Source organism: Arthrobacter sedimenti (assembly GCF_042652025.1).
In the GTDB taxonomy this organism is placed as follows: domain Bacteria; phylum Actinomycetota; class Actinomycetes; order Actinomycetales; family Micrococcaceae; genus Arthrobacter; species Arthrobacter sedimenti.
Genome location: NZ_JBHSDQ010000013.1, coordinates 40382 through 61368, shown reverse-complemented (window position 1 = coordinate 61368; position 20987 = coordinate 40382). Strand labels below are relative to the sequence as shown.

25 protein-coding genes are annotated in these 20987 nt (G+C 62.7%); 14 read left to right on the top strand and 11 right to left on the bottom strand.

Features of this window, described 5'->3' with window-relative positions; all coding sequences use genetic code 11:
- The 5 genes from ACFO0G_RS19540 to ACFO0G_RS19520 form a co-directional block, all read right to left on the bottom strand.
- Positions 1 to 271: response regulator transcription factor (locus tag ACFO0G_RS19540; protein ID WP_376979712.1), on the bottom strand; the 271-nt coding region annotated here is incomplete at its 3' end.
- A gap of 564 nt (positions 272 to 835) precedes the next feature.
- On the bottom strand, positions 836 to 1186 hold the full coding sequence (locus tag ACFO0G_RS19535; protein WP_175318575.1) for a DUF3846 domain-containing protein: 351 nt from the start codon (positions 1184 to 1186) through the stop codon (positions 836 to 838).
- 71 nt (positions 1187 to 1257) lie between these two features.
- Complete coding sequence (locus tag ACFO0G_RS19530; RefSeq protein WP_376979710.1) at positions 1258 to 1689, bottom strand: hypothetical protein; 432 nt, start codon at positions 1687 to 1689, stop codon at positions 1258 to 1260.
- Between the two features lie 757 nt (positions 1690 to 2446).
- Positions 2447 to 2599, bottom strand: a complete 153-nt coding sequence (locus ACFO0G_RS19525; protein WP_376979708.1) for a hypothetical protein — start codon at positions 2597 to 2599, stop codon at positions 2447 to 2449.
- 203 nt (positions 2600 to 2802) lie between these two features.
- Positions 2803 to 3816: a DUF4192 domain-containing protein gene (locus tag ACFO0G_RS19520; RefSeq protein ID WP_376979706.1), complete on the bottom strand. Its 1014-nt coding sequence runs from the start codon at positions 3814 to 3816 to the stop codon at positions 2803 to 2805.
- A gap of 505 nt (positions 3817 to 4321) precedes the next feature.
- Here ACFO0G_RS19520 and ACFO0G_RS19515 point away from each other — a divergent pair.
- Positions 4322 to 5578: an IS30 family transposase gene (locus ACFO0G_RS19515; RefSeq protein WP_376979704.1), complete on the top strand. Its 1257-nt coding sequence runs from the start codon at positions 4322 to 4324 to the stop codon at positions 5576 to 5578.
- Between the two features lie 533 nt (positions 5579 to 6111).
- Here the strand turns inward: ACFO0G_RS19515 and ACFO0G_RS19510 are convergent.
- Positions 6112 to 6483, bottom strand: a complete 372-nt coding sequence (locus ACFO0G_RS19510) for a hypothetical protein (protein ID WP_376979702.1) — start codon at positions 6481 to 6483, stop codon at positions 6112 to 6114.
- Between the two features lie 351 nt (positions 6484 to 6834).
- Here ACFO0G_RS19510 and ACFO0G_RS19505 point away from each other — a divergent pair, with 351 nt between their 5' ends.
- The 3 genes from ACFO0G_RS19505 to ACFO0G_RS19495 are packed head-to-tail and all read left to right on the top strand — an operon-like array spanning position 6835 to position 8539.
- The gene (locus ACFO0G_RS19505) at positions 6835 to 7167 is read left to right on the top strand and encodes a hypothetical protein (protein ID WP_191036494.1); all 333 of its coding nucleotides are present in this window, start codon (positions 6835 to 6837) and stop codon (positions 7165 to 7167) included.
- On the top strand, positions 7148 to 7474 hold the full coding sequence (locus tag ACFO0G_RS19500) for a hypothetical protein (RefSeq protein WP_376979700.1): 327 nt from the start codon (positions 7148 to 7150) through the stop codon (positions 7472 to 7474). The genes ACFO0G_RS19505 and ACFO0G_RS19500 overlap by 20 nt, the downstream gene beginning before the upstream one ends.
- Positions 7475 to 7510: 36 nt before the next feature.
- Complete coding sequence (locus tag ACFO0G_RS19495) at positions 7511 to 8539, top strand: ATP-dependent DNA ligase (RefSeq protein WP_376979698.1); 1029 nt, start codon at positions 7511 to 7513, stop codon at positions 8537 to 8539.
- Positions 8540 to 8587: 48 nt separating this feature from the next.
- Here the strand turns inward: ACFO0G_RS19495 and ACFO0G_RS19490 are convergent, their stop codons facing one another.
- The 4 genes from ACFO0G_RS19490 to ACFO0G_RS19475 form a co-directional block, all read right to left on the bottom strand.
- Positions 8588 to 8737 (bottom strand): hypothetical protein, encoded by a 150-nt coding sequence (locus ACFO0G_RS19490; protein ID WP_376979696.1) that lies wholly within the window; start codon positions 8735 to 8737, stop codon positions 8588 to 8590.
- 77 nt (positions 8738 to 8814) lie between these two features.
- A complete protein-coding gene (locus ACFO0G_RS19485; protein ID WP_376979694.1) occupies positions 8815 to 9243 on the bottom strand; it encodes a hypothetical protein in 429 nt (142 codons plus the stop codon).
- 1 nt (position 9244) lies between these two features.
- Positions 9245 to 10072, bottom strand: coding sequence for a ParA family protein (locus ACFO0G_RS19480; RefSeq protein WP_376979692.1), 828 nt, complete (start codon positions 10070 to 10072; stop codon positions 9245 to 9247).
- A 276-nt stretch (positions 10073 to 10348) separates the two neighbouring features.
- Entirely contained in the window at positions 10349 to 12190 is a 1842-nt protein-coding gene (locus ACFO0G_RS19475) for a hypothetical protein (RefSeq protein WP_376979690.1), read from the bottom strand.
- A gap of 760 nt (positions 12191 to 12950) precedes the next feature.
- Between ACFO0G_RS19475 and ACFO0G_RS19470 the strand changes: the two genes are divergently transcribed.
- The 4 genes from ACFO0G_RS19470 (at position 12951) to ACFO0G_RS19455 (ending at position 15540) form a co-directional block, all read left to right on the top strand.
- The gene (locus tag ACFO0G_RS19470) at positions 12951 to 13388 is read left to right on the top strand and encodes a hypothetical protein (protein WP_376979688.1); all 438 of its coding nucleotides are present in this window, start codon (positions 12951 to 12953) and stop codon (positions 13386 to 13388) included.
- 35 nt (positions 13389 to 13423) lie between these two features.
- Positions 13424 to 14371 (top strand): hypothetical protein, encoded by a 948-nt coding sequence (locus ACFO0G_RS19465; RefSeq protein ID WP_376979686.1) that lies wholly within the window; start codon positions 13424 to 13426, stop codon positions 14369 to 14371.
- Positions 14372 to 14989: a phosphatase PAP2 family protein gene (locus tag ACFO0G_RS19460; protein ID WP_376979684.1), complete on the top strand. Its 618-nt coding sequence runs from the start codon at positions 14372 to 14374 to the stop codon at positions 14987 to 14989.
- Positions 14990 to 15081: 92 nt separating this feature from the next.
- Positions 15082 to 15540: a hypothetical protein gene (locus tag ACFO0G_RS19455; RefSeq protein WP_376979682.1), complete on the top strand. Its 459-nt coding sequence runs from the start codon at positions 15082 to 15084 to the stop codon at positions 15538 to 15540.
- A 139-nt stretch (positions 15541 to 15679) separates the two neighbouring features.
- Here the strand turns inward: ACFO0G_RS19455 and ACFO0G_RS19450 are convergent, their stop codons facing one another.
- On the bottom strand, positions 15680 to 16009 hold the full coding sequence (locus ACFO0G_RS19450) for an ArsR/SmtB family transcription factor (RefSeq protein ID WP_364316557.1): 330 nt from the start codon (positions 16007 to 16009) through the stop codon (positions 15680 to 15682).
- A gap of 192 nt (positions 16010 to 16201) precedes the next feature.
- On the opposite strand from ACFO0G_RS19450, the gene ACFO0G_RS19445 reads away from it, so the two are divergent.
- Genes ACFO0G_RS19445 through ACFO0G_RS19420 form a run of 6 tightly spaced genes read left to right on the top strand, consistent with a single transcriptional unit; the run spans position 16202 to position 20986 of the window.
- Positions 16202 to 17281, top strand: a complete 1080-nt coding sequence (locus ACFO0G_RS19445; RefSeq protein ID WP_376979716.1) for a CHAP domain-containing protein — start codon at positions 16202 to 16204, stop codon at positions 17279 to 17281.
- A complete protein-coding gene (locus tag ACFO0G_RS19440; protein ID WP_376979680.1) occupies positions 17278 to 17790 on the top strand; it encodes a hypothetical protein in 513 nt (170 codons plus the stop codon). The genes ACFO0G_RS19445 and ACFO0G_RS19440 overlap by 4 nt, the downstream gene beginning before the upstream one ends.
- 46 nt (positions 17791 to 17836) lie before the next feature.
- On the top strand, positions 17837 to 19282 hold the full coding sequence (locus tag ACFO0G_RS19435) for a chromosome partitioning protein ParA (protein ID WP_376979678.1): 1446 nt from the start codon (positions 17837 to 17839) through the stop codon (positions 19280 to 19282).
- A gap of 34 nt (positions 19283 to 19316) precedes the next feature.
- Positions 19317 to 19928: a DUF6668 family protein gene (locus ACFO0G_RS19430; protein ID WP_376979676.1), complete on the top strand. Its 612-nt coding sequence runs from the start codon at positions 19317 to 19319 to the stop codon at positions 19926 to 19928.
- A gap of 11 nt (positions 19929 to 19939) precedes the next feature.
- Positions 19940 to 20209 carry a TrbC/VirB2 family protein gene (locus ACFO0G_RS19425; RefSeq protein WP_066435403.1) on the top strand — a complete coding sequence of 90 codons (270 nt, stop codon included), beginning with the start codon at positions 19940 to 19942 and terminating at the stop codon, positions 20207 to 20209.
- Positions 20210 to 20236: 27 nt separating this feature from the next.
- Positions 20237 to 20986 carry a DUF8175 domain-containg protein gene (locus tag ACFO0G_RS19420; RefSeq protein WP_376979673.1) on the top strand — a complete coding sequence of 250 codons (750 nt, stop codon included), beginning with the start codon at positions 20237 to 20239 and terminating at the stop codon, positions 20984 to 20986.
- Position 20987: the final 1 nt, after the last annotated feature.

The window sequence follows — 20987 nt, the reverse complement described above, 5'->3', positions numbered from 1 at the left end:
TGGCATCAGCAGCTGCGATAGCTCGACAAAGCCCGGCGCCGGAACCATCCGGAAGATCATCGTCGATGATGACCAGATCCGGACGCAACGCAGGGATTCGTCGGATCGCCTGGTGAACAGACGCCGACTCACCGGAAACGCTGAACCCGCCATCCTCCAGCAACCCCCGCAGGCCCCGCCTGACGAGCTCTTCACCACACACGACGTACACGCTTCGGGCTAAGGACTCCGAACCCAGGCCATGGCCAGCCAACATTTCGTTTCCGTTCATTCGCCCTAAAACCCAAAAGGCGCTTGTTACTCTCCTGCTGCCACCCTGGCCCTACCTTGAAAAGGAGAACAGTCACCTAACCCACGGGCTTCTGTCGAAAAAGCGAACGGACTTGCCGACCCACTTGCAAGGCTAGCCCTACAAACAGAATCGGGACACCCCGCGCGGGTTGCAAATGCAACACAGTCTGTTGCTGCCAGCGCAAAGCCACCCTCGATTTTGACGGCTATAGGAGCATCGTCGTAGACACACCAGGGCCAGGGACGGCGGAGCCCTGCGGAGCCGGCACTGGCCCCAACAGCCGGCCGCGCCAGCGGACGCCCACCAGTGCGAGCCCTGCGAGCACCCTCTTTGTCCAGCAGCCTGTTGGACTTTTCGCCCATGCCGGCCAGGGACCTGCGGCGGGTCCGGGGCGGCAAGGTGATGATCGTCAGGCTTTTCGGGAATGGCGGGCCGCCGCCGGTGACCACCGCGGCAGCTGCACCGTTGCGGCGGCCCGCCCGGACCTTGCGTCGGGCGAACAGGTGGCCGGGAGCTGTCCGTTCCCGGCCACCTGTCAGGGTCTTAGGCGGAGAGTTGGGCGTCGAAGAGGTCTTCGGCGAGTCCGACGAGGTAGTCGGGGACGTCGGTCTCTTCGCCATGGGTCCCTTGGCCCAGGAAAACCACGTCTCCGCAGAAGATGTCGTTCAGGTAGAGCCCCGTTTCGCGGAAGAGGTGTCCTGCGCGGATGTTCGCGGGCAGGTTGATGATCTTCCCTTCCTCGTTGAGGTAGGCGTGCCATTCGCCGCGGGTGATGGCTTCGATGTTGCCTTCGACCAGGGCCTGCAGCGTGGGCAGGGATGGGGTGATGGTTTCGGTGCGGACGGGCTGGGACAGCCGGGCCGGGACGATCAGGGCGGTGCAGGTCGTGCTCATGGTCATGCTCCTTTGGAGAAGTTTGGGGGCTGTACCGCCCGGCCTGCGGCCGGGCAGTACAGCTCTGGTGGTTAGGCCGTGTCCTGGGCGACGTAGGGCATCCGGTACCGGCTGGGCAGTTCCGCTGCCGCCTCGGGCAAGTCCGCCGGGCCGTGGGCCTGCCCGTTCTTCCAGTGGAAGAATGCCTGCTCGGTGATCGCGTCCCAGTGCCGGGCTTTGGTCCGGTAGTAGGTGGTTTTCACGTCGCCCTCGCAGTAGGTGGCGATACCAAAGAGGTTGCCGATGGAATCGGCGGTGCGAATGACGGCGACCATGACGTAGGGCCAGTTTCCAAGGTCCCAGCCCTCGCTGCCCCAGCTGGGCATGACGGCCCAGCCGTGTTCGGCGATGAGGTCCATCCAGTCGTAGCCGCCGCTGGCGTGGTAGTCGCGCAGCACCGGGGCGTCGGTGATGACTTCGCCGGTGTCGGCGGTGGTCACCGTCTCGGTGGTGATTGCGTTCATGGTGTTGCTCCTTTTGCAGAGGAATGGTGGGTGGGGCGACCAGTGATCGGCCAGCTTCCCCTCTCCCCCGTTGTTTTTTGGTTGCTGGCAAGCTTGCTTGCTCGGCGGCCGACGGAGGCCCGTCTACCCGCGAGGGCAAGGACGGGAAAATCCTCGGAGGAAATAAGCGAGGAACGAGCGCCGGAGAGGAATTTCCGGGCCGCAGGCCCCGACGAAGGAGGGGCTAGACGGGGTGGAGCGGACGCCTAGAATCCGGAGGACAGCAACCAGAAAACGTCGTAGACAAACAGGGCCAGGGACGGCGGAGCTCTACGGAGCCGGCACTGGACCCAACAGTCGGCCGCGCCAGCGGACGCCCACCAGGGTGGAGCGCAGCGAAACCCACAGCGCGCCCCGCGCGCTGGTTCTGCGTAGGGTGAGGGCATGACTGACCCGGCAGCGCAGCGTCCCAGCGATAATAGCGGGCGCCCACGAACGGGGCCGGACTATTCACGGATTCAGCGGCGCCTGTCATTGGTTTTCACTGCCGCCGCAGCTGCCTGCTGGGTGCTGGTGGCGGCGGACCTGATTGTAGTGCGGCCGGCGGGCGGCGATGTTTTCATCGCCGTACTCAACACTCTCGCGGCTGCAGCGCTCTGGTGGATGGCTGCTACCAGCCGTCGGAGATGAGGGAAAGGCCGGCACTTGCGTGCCGGCCTTTCCGTTGGCTTTCCCTCTGCAAAGGAAATCTATGGGCGCGGCGTCATCGCCGCGGGTGTCAGTGCTCGTCGAGCCGGTGATCTTTGACAGGCCGGTCCACGGGGCCAACGACAGGCCCTGCGGTCAACAGGCTCAGTTCCAGGATGTCTTCGAACGGGCTCGCGTCCGGGGCAACGCTGTCGTCTTCGGTCATGCGGAAGGGATCTGCCACGTGCGGGGCTCCTTGGCTGTGTGGGAACGGTGGTGTCCTTTCACAGTATCGGCTGTTCCTGCCGGCAGGCTGGAAGTGGCGGCGCCCGCGGCAGCGTCCAACGCGGCCGGAGGAGCCCTGGCGGGGGAGGCCGCCCCGGCACCTGGGAAACCCAAACAGCTAGGCCGAACCCCCTTATGTGTGGGGGTCCGGCCTACCTTGGTTTAGCGGCTCAGCTGGCGGTCGTACGCCTTCTTCGGGTCGCGGGTGCAGTCGGCCAGCAGGCCGCGGTTGACCAGCTCAACCAACAGTTCCGCGAGCCGGTATCCGGCCACGTCATCGAGGGCGAGCTTGAAGTAGCGGGCGGCGAAGCTGGATTTTCCTTTGAGCCATTCCAGCCAGCCAATCAGGCACAGCATCGGTGCGCGCTGCCCTTCCGGGGTGGTCTTCATCAGTTCGAACGCGACTTCCTGGGCGGTGTCCACGCGGGTCCAGTCCGGTCGTGCAAGGAAGACGCCGAGCATGACGGAGGTGAACTGCTCGGGCGCGTGCGGGAAGATGTCGGCCATCATGTAATCCCGGATGGTGGGGTGCTGCAGGGCTCCTGCGAGCTGGTGCGCGGTTTCGGTGGTCAGGCTCTTGGGGTCATCGAGTACCTTGGCCCACGCGGCGCGGCTCTCTTCGAGGTCTTCGGGCCAGCCGTCGGGCTTGTGCGCGGCAATGGCCTCGCGGGCCGTCTCGTCACCAGTGAACGGTGCCGGGGCGGTGAAGCCGGTGACGACACTCCCCCGGTAGATCAGGGTGGCATTGCCGTTGCTCGTGGTGATGGCATCCAGCGACTGGTCCGGGCAGCAGATGGGGTCCGTGCAGTGGTAGTTCCGCCACAGTTCGGAGGTCACCAGCCATGCGTCGTGCAGCGGCATCCCGGCAGTTTCAAGCTCGGTCCGCAGTGCCTCCACGTGCCCGGAGTAGGGGCGGTCGCCGTCGGTGGTCTTCTCGTCGGTGTAGATGACCAGCAGGCTGCCGGTGGCAGCTTCGTCGGCGGTCAGGTAGCTGACGATGGTCTGAGCGTAGCCGACCGGATCCTGCCCGAACGGGGCGTCCACGCGCAGGGTCGCGCCGAGCTTCTTGCCCTGCACGGTGAGGGCGACAAAGGACTCCGTGGGGGTCTGTCCCAGCGTGTGCGGGATGAAGGCCAGGACGTCGGCGGGGCCGGTGAACTTGATGGGCTCGTTCATGGTGTTGCTCCTTTTGCAGAGGATTGTGGTGGGTGGGGCGACCAGTGGTGACCGACCAGCTTCCCCTCTCCCCCCGTTGTTTTTTGGCTGCTGGCGGAGCTTTGCGGAGCTGTGCCCGACGGAGGCCCGTCTACCCGCAAGGGCAAAGGGCGGGAAATTCCTGGAGGAAATAAGCGACGCAGGAGCGCCGGAAGGAAATTCCTGGCCTGCAGGCCCCGACGAAGGAGGGGCTAGATGGGGTGGAGCGGGCACGTACGATCCGAAGGACAGCAGCCAAAAAACGTCGTAGACACACCAGGGCCAGGGACGGCGGAGCCCTGCGGAGCCGGCACTGGACCCAACAGCCGGCCGCGCCAGCGGACGACCATCAGGGTGAAGCGCAGCGGAACCCCAGCGCTTTTACCCGGGTTATGCCCACTGTGGGCAGGTGGAGCCCTCCGCACAGCTCAAAGCTGGGCAGCTTCTCACGAACGTCGCAACACCGATCAGAAAGAGGTGTTGGATCATGCGCAGTTCGACGCGCCGATCGCGGAAAATGGGCCCAGAGGGCTTGGTTGAGAAGAAGCCCTTGTACGTTCAGCTCATGAAAGAAGGCCACTCCAACTCGGCAGCATGCAGGATTCTTGGAATCCACAAAAACACGGGCAGGCGTTGGTTGCATGGGCGCAACGGGGTCGAGGGCCTGGTGCAGCAGGGCTTGGACCCGAGACCTGGTAAAGCGGTTCCGGCCGCAACCGTGTCCAGCCGCTATCTGTCAGAGAACGAACGCATCTTCATTGCCGACCGGTTACTGGCTAAAGCAAGTCTTCAATCTATCGCTCGCGATCTCGGCCGGTCACCTTCCACAATCAGCAGGGAGTTGGCCCGGAACCGACTGGACTCACGTCGCTATCATCCGTTCCGTGCCCAGCAAATGGCACAGAAGAGAAGGCCGCGACCCAGGCTGGCAAAGCTTGCCGGAGATGACGAGCTCAGGGATTACGTCGTGGACTGTCTTTCGAAGCGGTGGAGCCCTCAGCAGGTTTCCCGGGCCCTGAGGGAACGGTTTCCTGGACAAAAGGCCCGGCACTTGGCTCATGAAACGATCTACCGTGCGCTCTACCAATTGAGCATCCGACCAGTTCCAGCGGGATCTGCTCGCCTGCTGCGTTCGGGTAAGTTCAGCAGGCGACCAAGGTGCAGGACCAAGGTGAAGCCACGCCAGTACATTACTGATGCTCTGAAGATCGGGGACCGTCCAGCCCACATCGCCACCAGGGAGGAAGCTGGCCATTGGGAAGGTGACCTCATCATGGGAAAGGGAAACAAATCAGCGATAGTGACGCTGGTTGAACGCTCTTCGCGACTCCTCGTCGCGTTCGCTCTCCGTCCAGGGATCAGATCCGACAACATACGGGACCAGCTCATCGAAGTGCTCGGTGTCATGCCGGCCACCTTGCGGAGGACGTTGACGTGGGACCGGGGATCAGAGATGGCCAAGCACGCCGAGGTCACAGCTGCGCTGGGGACGCTGGTCTACTTCTGCGATCCGGCCAGTCCTTGGCAGCGTGCGTCAAACGAGAACGCCAATGGCCTACTTCGTCAGTACTTTCGGAAGGGAGATGACCTAAGCACCATCAAACCGGCGGATGTACTCTTCGCCGCGGCGGAGATCAACAGCCGCCCCAGATCTGTGCTGAATTGGTCCAGCGCATCGGCCAAGTTCGCGACTTATCACGCCGCCGCGGCCAAGTTAGCAGGATCCGGTTCCTCCGTCTCGTAAGGAGATCCTTTACCTAAACGCCCCAATGCTCGAAGCTTGTCCCGTCGAACGCTAGTCTCACTCCATGAAGCGTCGGTGGGCACTACTCCTTGCAGTCGGCAGCGTTGTCGCAGTGTTGGCGGTCCTCGCTGTGATAGGCGGCGTATCCCCTGTCCCCCGTGTGTGCCCAGCCATTGGTTATGCCTATACGGGTCCCGTGGAGTCAGTATTTTCCAGCCCGCCGACATCAGTTGCAGCATGTTTTGGGGAAGGGTGCGTGCCTGAGCCGGTGGCACAGAATGATGAGCGGAAATGGCTAGTGCCCCAATCCGCGCCCTATCTGATCGCGCCTGTAAGCGTCACTTCGATTCATGTTGAGGCCGCAACTGCGCTTGGCGGCCAAACCGCGGCTGAACTGCCAGTAGAAACTGAATCCACCGGAGAACATCCCTTCGGAGTCGGATGTGGAGGGCCTTTCAGGTTCAAGCCCGTTCAGGTCACCTTTAACTGAGGGCGCCAGCTAAAGGCTCCCTTACCGCGCGGCCTGTCGGCCCTTAGGAACAGATATTGAGAAAGCCTGTGGCACCCGGACGAGCCAGGAAAGTGAAGATGTGGCCATTGTCATCCCGAAATACAGCTTTTGAGCCGGACACGGTCACAGTGCCGGCCTGATAAGGGTTTCCCCATCCAGGAGGGGGATTGCCCTGGCCGTCGTCCAATGGTGTTTCGGCGAGGAAGAACGTGTCATCGACCTGCAATTCCTTGATGCCGCAGTGTGTATAGAGCATGGTTGGCAGGCCGGAAGCAGTAGGGGCCGGCGATTCGGACGAGGCGTCTGCCAACGGCGTGACAGGACCTGCGCACGCAGCAACCAGAACGGCCAATAGCGTAGCGACCAATAGCGAGAGTCTGATTTTTCCGGCCATCCGACCGCACCCCAATTCCCGATCAGGCTCAAAGAGTATGCCGTGGGAAAGAGCACCACAATACTAGGGCTGGTAACGGTTTCCTCACGGCAACCTAGCTCCCTGACTGGGGCGAACGATGCCCGAAGGGCCAACGTCACACCCGGAGTAGTACTGGTATTCGATCCCCGCCTCAGCAGGTATGTTCAAGGCACCCCCCTGTTGCAACGTCCGTGAGAAACCGCCCTGTCCCCATTGGGTATAACCCGGGTCCATTTGTCGGACCCCTAGGTGAAGATGAGCAGTGGCGGCCAAACCATTGGCCACCTTCTATTGGCGTGTCTATTCGAATATGTGTTCTAAGGTTGTGGTATGTCCTCCGAGAGTTTTGCGGCCGCGCTGCAGGCGCAGTACGCACGGCGGGCCGGCCCAATCGGGTTGACCGTGGAAGAGCTCGATTTCGAGCACTTCCCGGTCAAGAACGGCTATCCGGGCATCCCGGTGAAAGCGTGGATTCGGTTCCCGAACTGCGCTGAGCTGGTGGACGGTGAGGTCTTCGCCTGGACAGCGAAAGCAGCTGAGGTCACGTGGAAGGACGGGCCGGTGACGTACCGGACTTGGGTGTGGAGTTCGGCGGTTACCCGTCGGGAGGAAATGATGAACAGGAACTTGGGAGAGCGGACCCGTGGCAAGAACAGCAAGTGATGAGACTCTGGACCTGCCGGTGCAGGTCCGGTTCACGGCAAAGGGCATTCCCTTGGCCGTCAGGTACGACGGGCGCATTTGGGCTGTCGCCGCGGACCCGGTGCGCTGGTTCACCCGTGCGGACTGGTGGAACACCGCCAAGCGGGCACCTGTCGGGTGCGGTGACCTGGTGAGTGTGGAGCATTGGCAGGTGCAGGTCCGCCTGACCTCGACCTCGGCGCTGCGCACGTTCGAGCTGCGCCGGGAGCCGCTGTCGGAGCAATGGTTGCTGGCTGGCATCACGGACGCGGGGGCGGCAGCCGCCTGAACTCCTCTTGGGGCTGGCGGCGGTAGCGTGGCTGTCATGACTGAGGACGTCCCGGCCACGCTGCAGCCGCCCGTGCCTCTGGCACTTGCGAAAGCAGTTGAATCGGTCCCGGCTGAGGCGGCGCTGCCGGGCGGCAGCGTCTATGAGCCGAAGTGGGATGGCTTCCGAATGTGCGCCCTGATAGGAACCGCCGGCGTTTCTTTGTGGTCGCGCCAGGGCAAGGACCTGACCCCCTATTTTCCGGACCTCGCGGAGGCTTTGGCGGACCAGGTTCCGCCCGGGTGTGTTCTCGACGGAGAAGCGGTCATGTGGACCGCTGACAGGCTCGATTTTGACGCGCTGCAGCGGCGTCTTGTGACCTCAAAAGCCAGCCTGCCCGCCCTGGTCAGGGAACACCCGGCCTCGTTCGTTGCCTTCGATTTGCTGGCCGTCGCAGGACACGACATCAGGGAAGCGCCCCTGTCGCAGCGGCGGGAGTTGCTGGAGCAGCTCGCCGGCGAATGGGAGCCTCCGCTGAACCTCTCCCCCGCAACCAGGGACCGCCCCCAGGCCCTCAAATGGTTCGAGGAACTACACCACGCTGGCCTGGAAGGGCTCGTCGTCAAAGGCGCCGCCCAGAACTATCAGCCCGTGCGCCAGTGGGTAAAGGTCAAGCGCCGCGAATCCCTGGACGTGGTGTGCGCTGCCGTCATAGGCCCACTGGACCGGCCCCAATACATTGTCGCCGGCCTGCCCATTGAGGGCCGACTGCGGATTGTTGGACGTTCCACGCCACTTACCGCGAAGGCTGCACGCGAACTGTCCGCCTACCTGCATCGGCCGCAGGGCACTCATCCATGGCCGGAGGTAATCACCGAAACCATGCTGAATAGGTTCAGCAAAACCAAAGGGCCCGTGTCCCTGACTTTGGTGGAGCCCCTGGTGGTGGAGATTTCCGCCGACGCCGCCTGGACGGGCAACGCGTTCCGCCATGCGGTGAGATACGTCCGCCCGCGCCCGGAACTAGAGGCGGAGAGCGTCGTGCTGCCGGAACAGTGGCCTTTGCATGGCAGCTCCGGAGCATAACCCCCCCAGGGGCAAAACTCGGTTCCCTGGGAAGTGTCGCCCTACGGCTTAGTCCTTGTCGGTGCGAATGACAATGAGCTTTTGATCCGGCGACAGGAGCGCGTCCAGCTGTGCCCGGGCTTCCTCATAGGTCGCTGCTTCAGCGCTGAGGTAGTCGAAGGTTCCGTCCGATGTGGTGACTGTGCCGGTGATTATCACCGGCCCAGTCTAGTCCTGGCCCGCGTTATAAGGTCTGTTATCTCTATTAGGCCTAATAGAGATAACAGACCCATGCTTTAGCGTCGCCCGCGGGCGATTTTGCCGGAGGGGACGAAGGGAAACGGATTGCCGTCGTTGTAGGTTTTCTCGCGCCGCTGCATTCGTTCCAACGCAGCTTCCCGGAGGAAGTCTGAAAATGATGCTTCGCGCTCGGCCGCGGTCGTTGGGGTGTGAAACCATGCGGCCCGGATGCGTTCCAGTACGTCCTCGTCCGCGTAGAAGGCTCCCTTGGGCTGCGCCTTGCCGGCCCTATTGGCACCCTTGGACGTAGCCACCGGAGCGGCAGGTTCTTCCTTTGCCGGCGAAGGTGGAGGGGTCAGGCCCGTAGTCTCGGCGGGAAGGTCCACATCTTCTTGTTTCGTCGCCACTGACGTCTGATTGTTTTGATGCTCGATCGGGTGCGCTGCCCCGAGGGTGCTCTTTCGCCGTGCAGGTCGTTGTGCCATGTCAGCTCTCCAGAGTGCTGTAGTCGTGCTTTGGGAACATCTTCTCCAGGTGTGGGCGAAGCTCGATTTCATCGAGGTGCGCCAGATGTCGTGCGTAAATTTCGTAGGCTTGCCGCGCCTTATCGTCTCCGGGCCATTCGTCCAGGCCCAGGCCGGCCTCCATGGCGTCCTGGATGACGCTCCAATAAGGCACGTAGGGCTCGAATACCCTCCAGGGTGAGGCTTCGGCGAGATCGCCAATCCAGGCCCGATGCGTAAGCGTGTTGCGGTTTCCGTTGACTATCACTCCGGCCACTGTGAGTAGGGGGTTGTAGTAACGGGAAACGCTGTCGAAACTCAGCTGCAGCTGGCTCAAACCGTCAAGGGAGAACTTGCCCGGCTGGCAGATGACGAGGGCGCGGTGAGCAGCCGCAAGCGCGTTGATGGTGTGGAGCTCCAAACTGGGTGCACAGTCGATCAGGACGATGTCGTAGCGGTCCAGGCTGTCCGTCAGGGCTTCCTTGAGCCGGTACTCGCGGCCGTGCTCAGTGTGCAGCTGCTGGATGGCTTTGGTCGTGTTGGAGTTGCCGGGTAGAACAACGAGTCCCTCCCAGATGCCGTCCACTTCCACGTCGTGGACCTTCTCCCCCAGCAGAACATCAGCAAACGTGAGCTGGTCAGCTTCCACGCTGTCTGCAGACAGGATGCCGCTGAGGTTGCCCTGCGGGTCGGCGTCTATTGCCAGGACGCGTTTGCCGGAGGCAACCAACGCCCTGGTCAGGTTGTAGGTTTCTGTCGTCTTACCGACGCCGCCCTTCTGATTGATGAGGGCGTAGATGGTCGCTGCCATGGAATCTCCAATCGGTGATGGTCCCAATGTATTCAATGTCCCTAATGTCGCTTATAGCGACACGCGCCCTAAAGGCTCTATTAACGCTTATGTCCCTAATAGGCCCAGCCCCGAGGCCGATCCCCTACCGAGTCAGGCGCCCGGCGGATGGATATCTATTAGGTATAAAAACTATATACCACCCTTTAGGACTTTTATACCTAATCACCCGATTAGACCTATTTGCCGGTAAAAGCTGCATACGCCTTCCCAGGCGCGGTGTGGCGCTCTGGTTACCTATGCAGCGTCCCAAATGTGTGACTCGTCAGGCGGCAGCCAGTATTCGTCCCGCTCGGGGTCGTACAGGTCTTGTTCCTCGAGGTGCTTGATGAGGAACCGGTCCAGGTATGCGTGCCAGGCAGCGCGTTCAAACCGGTTGCGGCTGATATGGCTCTGGTAGTCCTCCAGGACACCCAACCGGGCGGCCAAATTGGTGAGGTTGACCGCCACGGTCTTCCACTGGCCGTGGACGCGCTGGATCATGCCCAGGGCTTCCATTTCTGCCAGCGCCGTTGATACGGCGTTTCGGCTAATGCTTGTGGAGCGGACAAGGTCTGCGGTGGTGGGGGAGCGGCGTTCCCGTTCAATGGCCTCGTATACGAGAGCTGCAACATCCCCAAGGTGGCGGAAGACGGGCCGCACAGCATGAATACGTCCTTTGCGCCATGTCAGCTCCCTCGCTAGTTGTTGGTAGTGCTGGGGCAACTGGATGAGGTAGACGTCTGCCGCCTTGTGGCGGGCGTCCGCGACTTTGGTAAGGATCCCGTCTGAAGCCTGGGCCAGCACGGGCAGCAGCCGGGCAATGGTGACGTGATGTTTGCCCAAGGCGACGGCGAGGGTTCGGCAACCGACGTCGAGCAAATCTGTCTCTTTCGCCCGCATGTAGCCCAGCAGCCCGCGGATCAAGAGTCGCAGACTAAGTCCTTCCCGGCCCCTAGCTGATAGCCGGTGGTCCAGTACGGCGTACAGAACGTTTTCCAAGTCGTTGACGAGTTGGTGGATTGAAGCGGAGCTTCGGTTGGTGGCCCCCCCTGTGAGTTCAGTAGGGCTTGTGTTGTTAATAAGGGCATTGTTTTTCCCGGTTTCGCGGGACCTGCGCTTTTGGGTGCTGCCGGCGTTGGTGTAGGCCTGAGCTTTGGACCATTCGAAGGGGAGGAGCCTGGCTTGGTTTGCTTGCGTGCCGTAGAGGGCTGCCAGACCGGGGAACTGGCCGCTGAGTTCGTTTTCTACGTCTTGCAGTGACCAGCCGCAGCCAGCGAAGTGGTTCAGTACGCCCAGACGGGCCTCTGAGGGGCTGGCGTACTTGGCAGTGTCATAGAGCCCGGTGCGTGCAATCCGGCGCAGGGGCGTCTCACTGCCGCCGGCCATGGAGAGCTGGGCGCCAGTAGCCCTGGCTGTCGTTGCTGCTTTGGCCTGGCGCTGGTGGATGGCCTTGTTGCGGGCCAGCTCCGGGGCAAGGGCCGCACGAAGTGCTGCCACGGCACGTGGCGAGTTACGAACGCGGAGTGTGGCGTACGCCTTTGCCAGGGGAGTGACAAGGGTCTGGTGACCACCGGTCTTATGCCTTGAGCCAGGGACACGGATGCATCCGTCGGTGATGTTCTGGTGGGGGCTCGGGTCAAGGCTTGGGGCGAGAAGGCTGAGGGCCTCGACGAGCTCACGGGCTTCGGCGGCCGTGAGGCGTCGTTGCAGGGGAACGTAGAGGTGCCTGCCGCCGCTGGGGGAGAAGTCCTCCACGTAACCGACGTTGGCTTCGCCCAAAAGCTTTCTGAGTCGTGCCGCGTCTGCGTCCACGACGCTCTTCAGTGCCTTGGAGGTATCCAAGTCGATGCAGAGCGTGCTCACGGATCCGTCCGCGCCGTGAATCATGACCGCTGCAGGACGCTCGGGCAGCGACTTCGTGATGGCGGGAAGAGTTGCCGGCCGCGGGTACTGGAACCGGGGACCGATCCACCGGCCAGTCCGGTAAGTGGGCTGCCCCGCGATCAGGGGCGCCAGCGCCCATGCCTCGACCGGCGACGGCTCAGCAAGGCGTTCGGGCCGCGTCGTTGTTGACGCGCATGGGTAGGGCTGTACCATAGACAGCAGTTACTCCTCTCCGGAGGGTACGAAAAACGGCACCTACTCGTAGGCGTTGGAAAAAGTTCAGATCGCCGATCCGCCAAGATGAGGATCTGAACAAATACTTTTCGAAGGCCCGCGCAAGCGGGCCTTCTTCGTTAACTGGCCTTCGCGATAGGCAAAGCCTCCTGGTGGTGCCGAAGGCGGTCAAGATCTACGGTCTTCAGATGAGCGTGGACAAGCCTGGCAATTAGATCGCTCCGACTTTCCTTGGTGGCGTCCACAACGGCCGCCAGTTTCTCTGCATCGGAGATAGGCAGCCGTGCTGTGATCACGTGGCGTTCGCCCTTGCTTCGCTGTGCCATTTTCCCTCCCCAGGACCGAAGTTACTTCTCATACCCAACATGAATCAGATTCGTTTAAGTGGGATGGCTTTCGGCGTGTCGCGCTTATTGTCGGCCGGCCCCGGTTTCGGTGCCACTTCACCATCCTGCAGCTTCTCCGAAACCCATGACCGTGGCGAGGTACAAAGGTCGACAAGTACAGCGTGTCGCATCGTTTACCTATCTGACGTGGGGAAATGACAGATGAGCGCCGCGTGACAAGCAGAGTTAAGGGCACCTTGGTATGGTTTGCCCTTGCCTGACTAGTCGAGTCAGGCGCTAAACCAATACTACACATCACTGAAATTATTTCAGTGGCATGTTCACTGGGGTGGGAACTGATGGGGAACCAATTGTTAGAACCTACTGAATTGTCCCTGCGAACGATCGAGTCCTTGCAGCTGCCGGCCTCGCCCACCCTCCCACACCTGATCAGCGCAGTAGAGCGCGCCTACGGCAAACCGTTGGAGTTCGACGAAGTCGCAGACGAGGTCCTAGCAGCCGGTGTCACCGGCCGCTGGGTCGATATGCCCGATCGAGGTCTCATTCAATACCGCCGCGGTCACGCATTCTGGTGTCGGCACGTCATTCTGCACGAATTCGGGCACATCCTGTTGGGGCACAAGGGCGAACCGGCTGACGGGCTGGAGTCGGCCGGTTTCTTCTCGGGAATTGGCAAGCGCCGCGGGATCAGTTGGATGTGCCGGCCCGCTGCGATTCCCCTGGAAGAGGCGGAGCAGGCGGCGGAAAACCTCGCCTATGCACTGGCTCAACGCCTGGTCACAGGCCAGGACACCTGCGTCTCCAACGCAGAACGGATTTTTGGACTGTGATTCAAGCTGCATTCTGGCTGCTAACGATTGTCTTCGTGGCACGGTTGTACCTCGTGGCGCGCCACAACGCATCGACGGCGTTCCTGGGAGCAACCGGCGTCGGCGTCGTGGGTCTCTTCTGTACCGGCCAAATCGTCCCTGAAAGCACCCTTGACGCTCTCATCGGGGGGACAAACTGGCTCCACCTGGTGAGGAACCTCCTCGTTACCGCTGCGGTGTGGCTGGTCCGGGAGGGTGTTTTCAGTGCACTGTCCACGGAACCGGAGACCAAGCAGCGCGTGACTCGCAGGCCACTGTTTCTGGCCGCACTCTTGCTGGCCATAGTCATCCCGTTCACGCTTCAATCCTTCGTCCCGACGACGGATGCCTTCATACCGGAAACCGTGCACCAGCCAGCGGTCTATGTTTACGCAACGGTCTACATGGCGATCCTTGGCGGTCTGGGCCTGTCCGTCCTGCGGGTCAGCATTGGTCCACGTGACAGCCGAACGGTGCGCGCCAGCGCCACGGTCGTTGGTATCGGAATGGGCCTCATGGTCCTGGGCTGTATTGACGAAATCATTTACATGAGCCTCCGTTTCGCCGGTTTCAGCAGTTCCCTAACTGATCTGGCGTACCTGCTGTTCACGCCCTTCTTCTACAGCGGAATCCTGCTCACATCGCTGGGCCTCGGCATTCCGCCAATGCTGCGGCTCTGGCGCAGGCTGGCTCTCGTGGATCGGTTCTGGATTCTCGTCCTCCACTGCAAGTTCCCTGCCCTAAAGGCCCAGGGAGAACGCTTCGCTTTTGCGGTGGACGTCCTGGGCCCGCGCCCGGCCGAGCGGCTATACACCTTGGTTATTGCCATAGGGGACCTTCGCGCCGCGGGCCAGCAAGCAAAGTATTCCCCGCCGGCTGAGAGGGCGCTTGTCCTGGCTCAGCGACGGTTGACCAACACATTCGAGCCCCTCGGGCTGGAGCTTAGGAAAAGGGCGGAAATCTAGGTGGCTACAGACACCCAATTCGCGGTCGTTACCCCTTCGGTGATTCAACGAATCGCGCGCATTTCAACGGAAGTGGCCCAGCCGCCTCTCGTTCTCTCGCTGCTGCTCGTTCTCGCTTCAGCGCGTGGTGGGGGAGGGGTGGCCGCACTGATTCCTGGGCTAGTGGCTGCCGTGACGATCTGTCTGGCGCCGTTGCTGGTGGTGGTCATTCTTGCCCGCCGAGGGACACTTACCGATCACCATGTGGGGGACAAAAAGCAGCGCCGGCCGGTGATGCTGTGGACGCTGGCATCGGCTCTTGTTGGCTGCGGAATACTGACGCTGATCGACACCCCGCTAACGGTGTGGGCGCTGATTGCCGGGATTCTTGGGGGAATCCTGGCACTCATTATCGTCAGCCCGTTTTGGAAAGTGTCCGGGCACGCCATGACTCTTGGGGGAGCGACGATCTCATCGGCAATACTCTTCGGAGTCTGGTCAATCCCGTTTGTGATCGCCGCGCCTTTGGTGTGCTGGTCAAGGGTCTATCTGAAGGATCACACGCTCTCGCAGGTGCTGGCCGGGTTCGTAACAGGGCTTGTCGTATTCGGATCAGCCTGCGTGCTGATTCTGAACTGACATAGTATTTTTTCTGAACGTTCAGGGTCCCCAGTTTTGGAACAGCAGACCGGTACAACGAACGGCCAGATGCAGCTCCGAGAGCAGGAAAAATGACTGAGGGCACCGACCCCGTTGACAGCAGGACAGACCGGGAGGTCTTGGCGTCCAAGCTGCAACTCCTTCTCGACATCGTGCACGCCAAGGGTGCCGCCAGCTTCACCTACGAAGAGATCCGCGCCGGCCTGGCCGAACAGGGCTTCAATCTGACGAAGACCCGGTGGCATCGGCTCCTGGCGGGGTCCCCGGATAACCGGTGGGACCCCGAGCTGCTGAAAGCTCTCGCGTACTTCTTCGATGTGGACCCCGATTACCTGCTGCAGCGCAGCGGCCCTGTTCCCGAGAGGGTCGAAGCCGAACTTCGGCTGATCGAAGCGCTGCGCATCTCAGAGGTAGAACATTTTGCTGCTCGCGTCCTGGGCGAAGTGAACATCGACGCTGTCCGCGCAGTAACGGAGGCCTTAAGGAATCTTCCAGCCCGGCCCCGACCTGAAGGCACCACGCCCGACTGAAAGAAATTCACTACTGAAATTATTTCAGTAGGATTGGTGTATGCGCCGCTACCTGCAGGCCGCCGGAAGCCGTTCTTCGGGCCGTCCTGACTATCACCACCCAGCCAGGGGTGGCAGTGGAGCCGGTGGCAGGGGGCGTTTAGTCGCCCTCCGTAACTACACCCAAAGCTTCGCCCAGCAGCCTGTAGCGCCGCTCAACCTCTTCCCGCGCCAGCAAATACTGCACCCTCATCCCATTGCGCTCTTCCGTAGCCGGCGGATCCTGGGAGGTAATTCCCTCGTCGGTGAGCAACTGCAGATTGTGCTTCGCCGTCGCCACCCCGATGCTGAGGCCCGTCGCGACCTCGCCCCGCGTGGCAGGACCGTGCTGCGCCAGGAACCCAATGATGGCCACTCTGGTCAGGTTCCCGAACGCATTAATGACCGGCTCCAAATGAGCAGCGGTCTTCGGATGGGCATACCTGGGCATACCTGCAATCTTGCCGTACCTGCGTGTGTGCTCGCATAGCAACACTGTAGCGGGTAATTAAATTAGCCGCTATGCTCAAGGTAGAAGTCAGTCGCCATCAGGTGAAGGCAGGTTCAAATTGGGGGGAAGCAGGATGACGACGCTGTTCGACGCCAACTGGCCCGTCTGCCTCCGCAGCAAGGGTCCGTCGTGATGCAGCGGAAGTCGCTTGGCCTCGTGGCCCTGATCGTGGTCCCCGGCATCTTGTTCGGATTAGTCTTTTCCATCCTCTTGCTCCTTGCCCCGGCGAAGCCGGCCGCTGCCGACTGCGGCCCGACCGTCTCAGTCACCATCAACAGCGATACAAAGGTCGAGGGGTACTCCCAGGAGCAGTTGAAGAATGCCGCGGCGATCATGGGTGCTGGCAAGGCACGGAATCTGCCCGCGAAGGGCCAGATGATCAGCGTCATGGTCGCCCTGGGGGAGTCTGGGCTGCGCGTTCTGGACCGCGGAGACAGCGCGGGGCCGGATTCCCGCGGGTTGTTCCAACAGCGTGGAAACGGTGCCTGGGGCTCGTACTCGGACCGTATGGACCCCACCATCAGCGCGACCAACTTCATCAAGGCGCTGCAGAAGGTAGCCGGATGGGAACTGCTGGAGCCCACCATTGCCGGCAACAAGGTCCAGCGGAACGCGGACCCCTACCACTACCAGAAGTACTGGCCCGAAGCCGTGAAACTCGTCCAGGCACTCTCGGACGGCAAGTTCTCGCTGGAAGGCGGCGGCTGCGCCATTCCAGGGCAGTCGGGCGCCGGGGATGACTACCCGTGGAAGAACTCACCCACGTGGATGCAGGCCGGAGCGGGAGCAGCGGCGGCCTCGCCGCTGGGCATGTTCTATCGCGAATGCGTGGACTTTGCCCTGTGGCGGGTGAATCAGCAGATGGGATCCACCAGCGCACCGTTCAAATTCCTCAACGGCACCTTCCGCCCGGACGGACAGGGCCTCGGTTCCGCCCTGACCTGGAAGGCCGGCTGGGACGCCAAGGGCTGGGCCACTGGCAGCACACCCAAGGTGGGCGCGGTGGTTTGGTACGCGCCCGGCGCCGGGGGAGCGGACCCCACCTATGGGCACGTCGCTGTGGTCAAGGAAGTCAAGGACAACGGGACCTACGTCGAAGAGGGCTACAACGGCAACCCGCCACCGGATGACCACAACTACTACACCCGCACCGTGAGCAATACGGTCCCGTCAGCCTTCCTGTATCTGCCCACCCAAGAGGAGAAGAAGTGAAAAAGCCACTGGCACTGACCGCGATGGTCCTGTTGTGCACGGCCTGCGCACCGGCAGCGGACACCACACCGGCCCCGGCGACCAGCGCAGCCGCCACAGCCTCGGCACCGGTCTCCCTGAGCGCGGGCAGCGGCCCGCAGGCCCCGGGCGGCACTGTCCCGGCCACCATCGGCATCAGCTGGGATCAGGCCAGCAAGGACGCCGCCGCAGACACCGCCCAAAAGGCAATGACGGACTTCGCCCGCCCGGGCCTGGAGGAGAAGCAGTGGGCCAACGACCTCGCCCGCTGGCTCACACCCCAGGCCACCGCGGACTACTCCGCCGTGGACCCCGCCAACGTCCCCGCCACCAGGGTCACCGGCCCCGCAACGCTGACAGTCGATGAGGCCAACGGCTACGGCGTCATGGCAGCCGTTCCAACCGACGCCGGCACCTACACCGTGCAGCTGCTCCGCACCGGCCCGGAAGCCCCGTGGAAGGTCAACCGACTCACCCCACCCACATCCTGAACGCCCGCACCTCACTAACCCCGTCAACGTAAAGGAAACAGGTTTCATGAGCACCACACCAACAGAGGTCCTGGCCTTCCCGAACATCAAGGCCATCATCAGCGACAACGGCACCGCCGAAGTCATCGTGGCAGGCAACTCGCGCGTCGTCCCGGCAGGGGAGACCCTGCAGGACCTGCGCGACAACGCCCTGGCCCTCGTCGTAGCCGAAGCCAGGACGCTGCAACGCCCCGTCCGGGTCCGCATCGAAGATCCCGAGGGCCACGGCGAACTGATCGTCCACCCGGACGGAAACGTCGAATCCGTCTCCTACGAACCGCGGCCTGCTCGCCGCCGCACCGGCGCATCCGCGGCGGCCGCCCCGAAGGTCAGCGACACCGCTCCCGCCGCAGCGCCTCTGGTGAAACCAGAGCCGGCCCAGCCCGTGGTTGAACGTCAGCCCTGGCCGCCGCTTGCCGTGGACACTCTGCCGGCCGAAGAAGCTGCCCCCGCTAGCGAGGCACCGCAGCAAGCTGTTGAAGCTGATGCTCCGGTGACCCGGCGTAGTTTGAAGGAGACCTCCTTCCTGGTCAGCGCCCCAGTGCTGGAGCCCGCCACGCAGGGCTGGCGCGGGACCCTGACCCGGCTGGGCTTCCGCATGGACCCTTCAGCGGAGGAGCTGGCCGAGCGCGAAGACATCCGCACCGTAAGCCAGCACTGGCCCGGCCCGCGAACCATCGCCGTGGTCAACCGCAAGGGTGGGGCCAACAAGACCCCGACCGTGGTGATGCTCTCGGCAATCCTTGCCCGCTACAGCGGCGCAGCCACGGTGGCGTGGGACAACAACGAATCCCAGGGCACCTTGGGATGGCGGACCGAGAAAGGCGCCCACGACCGCAGCGTTTTGGACCTGATCGATTCCTCCACCGAGCTGCTGTCCCCGTCCACAAACGCGGCAGAAATCGCCAAGTTCGTCCACCACCAGACCGCCGACAAGTTCGACGTGCTGCGCTCAGACGAAAACGAGGAAGGCGACCACGAAGTCACCGCCGAGGAAGTGGACATCGCCCACCAGGTCCTCACCCGCTACTACCGCCTGGTCATCATGGACTCCGGCAACACCGCCCGCGCAGCGAACTGGCGGCGGATGATCGACCACACCAACCAGCTCGTCGTCCCGGTCACCGCCATCGAGGACCGCGCAGAAGCCGCACGGCTGACGCTGCAGACCCTCGAATCCCGTGGCGGCCACGACGCCGAGCTGGCACGCAACGCCGTCGTGATCGTCTCCGAATCCACCGACGCCAAACGGAGCATGACCGGGGATGCCCTCAAACGGGCGAAAGCCGAGGCCCAGCGCATCGCGGACGGCTTCGAGCCGTTCGTGCGCGCCGTCGTCCGGATCCCGTACGACCCCGCCCTGGTCAACGGACCCATCCGCTACGAAGCGCTCCAGCCCGCGACCCAGCGGGCATGGCTCGCGGCCGCGGCCGCCGTCGCCAAAGGCTTCTGAACCACCCGCCACCGGACCCTGAAAGGAGGCAACCATGCAACAATCCCTGAACCCTTGGATCACCCGCCCAGCTCCGGCCGGCACCGCGGACACGGCAGCTCCGGAGGTGCCCGTGCCGCCGGCGGCCGTGATCAATGCGCCGCTGAGGGGAATGGTCGAACCAGATGCCGCTGACCGGCTTGGCCGCCGTGTGGTCGCGGGCTTCGCGACGCTGTGGATCACCGGCACCCACGGTGGATCCGGCGAAAGCCGAATTGCCGACCTCATCGGCGGTGCACGCGCCACCGGTCACTGCTGGCCCATCCTCCAGGACGGTGGCAAGCCGCGGGTGCTGCTGGTCTGCCGTGCAGACATGCGCGGCCTGACAGCGGCCCGGAGCGCCCTGACCCAGTGGGCATCAGGTGCGGCACCGGAGCTCGAGCTGCTCGGCCTCGCCGTCCTCGCGGACGCACCCGGGAAGACCCCCAAACCCTTGCGGGACTTCACCGCCATAGTCGGCGGGGGAGCCCCCCGCTACTGGACCCTGCCCTGGGTAGAGGAATGGCGGCATGGAGATTCCACCACCCCGCCGGCCCGCGAATACCAACGCTTCATCACTGACCTAGCCGCCCTGGCTATCGACACCACCCACAGCAACACCAACTGAAAGGTCTCACCATGAACTCCTTCTCCGCATTTGCAGCAAGCGTCATCCCAAACCCGACACCCACCGTCCCGGAACAGGCCAAAGGCCTACTGACCGTTCTGAACTGGGCCTCCGGCATCGGCTTGGTCCTCGGCGTCCTGGGCGTCATCATCGTCGGCATCGGCATGGTCATCCAGCTCCGCCGCGGCGAAGGCGGCGAGTCCATCGGCAAACTCGGCTGGGTCCTGGCTGGCTGCATCATCATCACCGGCGCCTCCGGTATCGTCCGCGCCTTCGTCTAAACCAGCATCATCAACGGGAGGTTCCGTATGAGCCAGTCAACAGAGAGCACAACCGAGAGCAATCCGTTCACCAGACCTGGGTTCATCGTCGCGGCCGCGATGGTGGTTGCGCTGGTTGCGGTAGGGATCGTCATCTTCCTGCTCCCTAAAGGACAGAGCAGTGCGGAGCCCGCGCCGGCTTCGAGCAGCACAGTCACCGCCAGCCCCAGCGCTTCAAGTGACGGAGGCAAGAGCATTTGTGGGCTGCCCGGATCAGCGGAAACCACGCTGGGTACGGCACCGCAATCAAAGTGGGAGTTAGTGGGGCGCATAGCGACCCCAACGGACCCAAAGACTTTCGGCCCGGGGGAGTCCGACAGCTCCGGCTTTCGCACTTGCTTCGCGCACTCACCAACCGGCGCCCTGTATGCGGCAATGAATATCGTTGCTCTTGGGTCCTCTGGTTCTACTGACCTGGAACAGAAGCTAGCCGACAAGCTCCTAGTACCGGGAGCTGGCAGGGATGCAGCAATGCGTCAGGCGGCAGCCGATTCGCGCACTACGGGCTCCAGTACCCCCATTCAGGTTCGAGGATTCCTCATCAAGTCGTACACCCCCGGTGAGGCAAACATCGATCTTGCCTTTGAAACCGACAAAGGCGCACTCGGACGCACGACGTTATCAATGCGATGGATGGACGGTGACTGGAAAGTAAAGCCAGCTGACGATGGCACCACATACATGGGGGCGACTCAAATCAGGGACCTCAGCGGCCTGATTCTCTGGTCCGGAGTCTGAC

Coding starts and splice junctions, on each gene's coding strand:
- ACFO0G_RS19535 (WP_175318575.1), bottom strand. CDS start 1,186: ATGAGCACGACCTGCACCGCCCTGATCGTCCCGGCCCGGCTGTCCCAG.
- ACFO0G_RS19530 (WP_376979710.1), bottom strand. CDS start 1,689: ATGAACGCAATCACCACCGAGACGGTGACCACCGCCGACACCGGCGAA.
- ACFO0G_RS19520 (WP_376979706.1), bottom strand. CDS start 3,816: ATGAACGAGCCCATCAAGTTCACCGGCCCCGCCGACGTCCTGGCCTTC.
- ACFO0G_RS19515 (WP_376979704.1), top strand. CDS start 4,322: ATGCGCAGTTCGACGCGCCGATCGCGGAAAATGGGCCCAGAGGGCTTG.
- ACFO0G_RS19510 (WP_376979702.1), bottom strand. CDS start 6,483: ATGGCCGGAAAAATCAGACTCTCGCTATTGGTCGCTACGCTATTGGCC.
- ACFO0G_RS19505 (WP_191036494.1), top strand. CDS start 6,835: ATGTCCTCCGAGAGTTTTGCGGCCGCGCTGCAGGCGCAGTACGCACGG.
- ACFO0G_RS19495 (WP_376979698.1), top strand. CDS start 7,511: ATGACTGAGGACGTCCCGGCCACGCTGCAGCCGCCCGTGCCTCTGGCA.
- ACFO0G_RS19485 (WP_376979694.1), bottom strand. CDS start 9,243: ATGGCACAACGACCTGCACGGCGAAAGAGCACCCTCGGGGCAGCGCAC.
- ACFO0G_RS19480 (WP_376979692.1), bottom strand. CDS start 10,072: ATGGCAGCGACCATCTACGCCCTCATCAATCAGAAGGGCGGCGTCGGT.
- ACFO0G_RS19475 (WP_376979690.1), bottom strand. CDS start 12,190: ATGGTACAGCCCTACCCATGCGCGTCAACAACGACGCGGCCCGAACGC.
- ACFO0G_RS19455 (WP_376979682.1), top strand. CDS start 15,082: ATGACTGAGGGCACCGACCCCGTTGACAGCAGGACAGACCGGGAGGTC.
- ACFO0G_RS19450 (WP_364316557.1), bottom strand. CDS start 16,009: ATGCCCAGGTATGCCCATCCGAAGACCGCTGCTCATTTGGAGCCGGTC.
- ACFO0G_RS19445 (WP_376979716.1), top strand. CDS start 16,202: ATGCAGCGGAAGTCGCTTGGCCTCGTGGCCCTGATCGTGGTCCCCGGC.
- ACFO0G_RS19435 (WP_376979678.1), top strand. CDS start 17,837: ATGAGCACCACACCAACAGAGGTCCTGGCCTTCCCGAACATCAAGGCC.
- ACFO0G_RS19430 (WP_376979676.1), top strand. CDS start 19,317: ATGCAACAATCCCTGAACCCTTGGATCACCCGCCCAGCTCCGGCCGGC.
- ACFO0G_RS19425 (WP_066435403.1), top strand. CDS start 19,940: ATGAACTCCTTCTCCGCATTTGCAGCAAGCGTCATCCCAAACCCGACA.
- ACFO0G_RS19420 (WP_376979673.1), top strand. CDS start 20,237: ATGAGCCAGTCAACAGAGAGCACAACCGAGAGCAATCCGTTCACCAGA.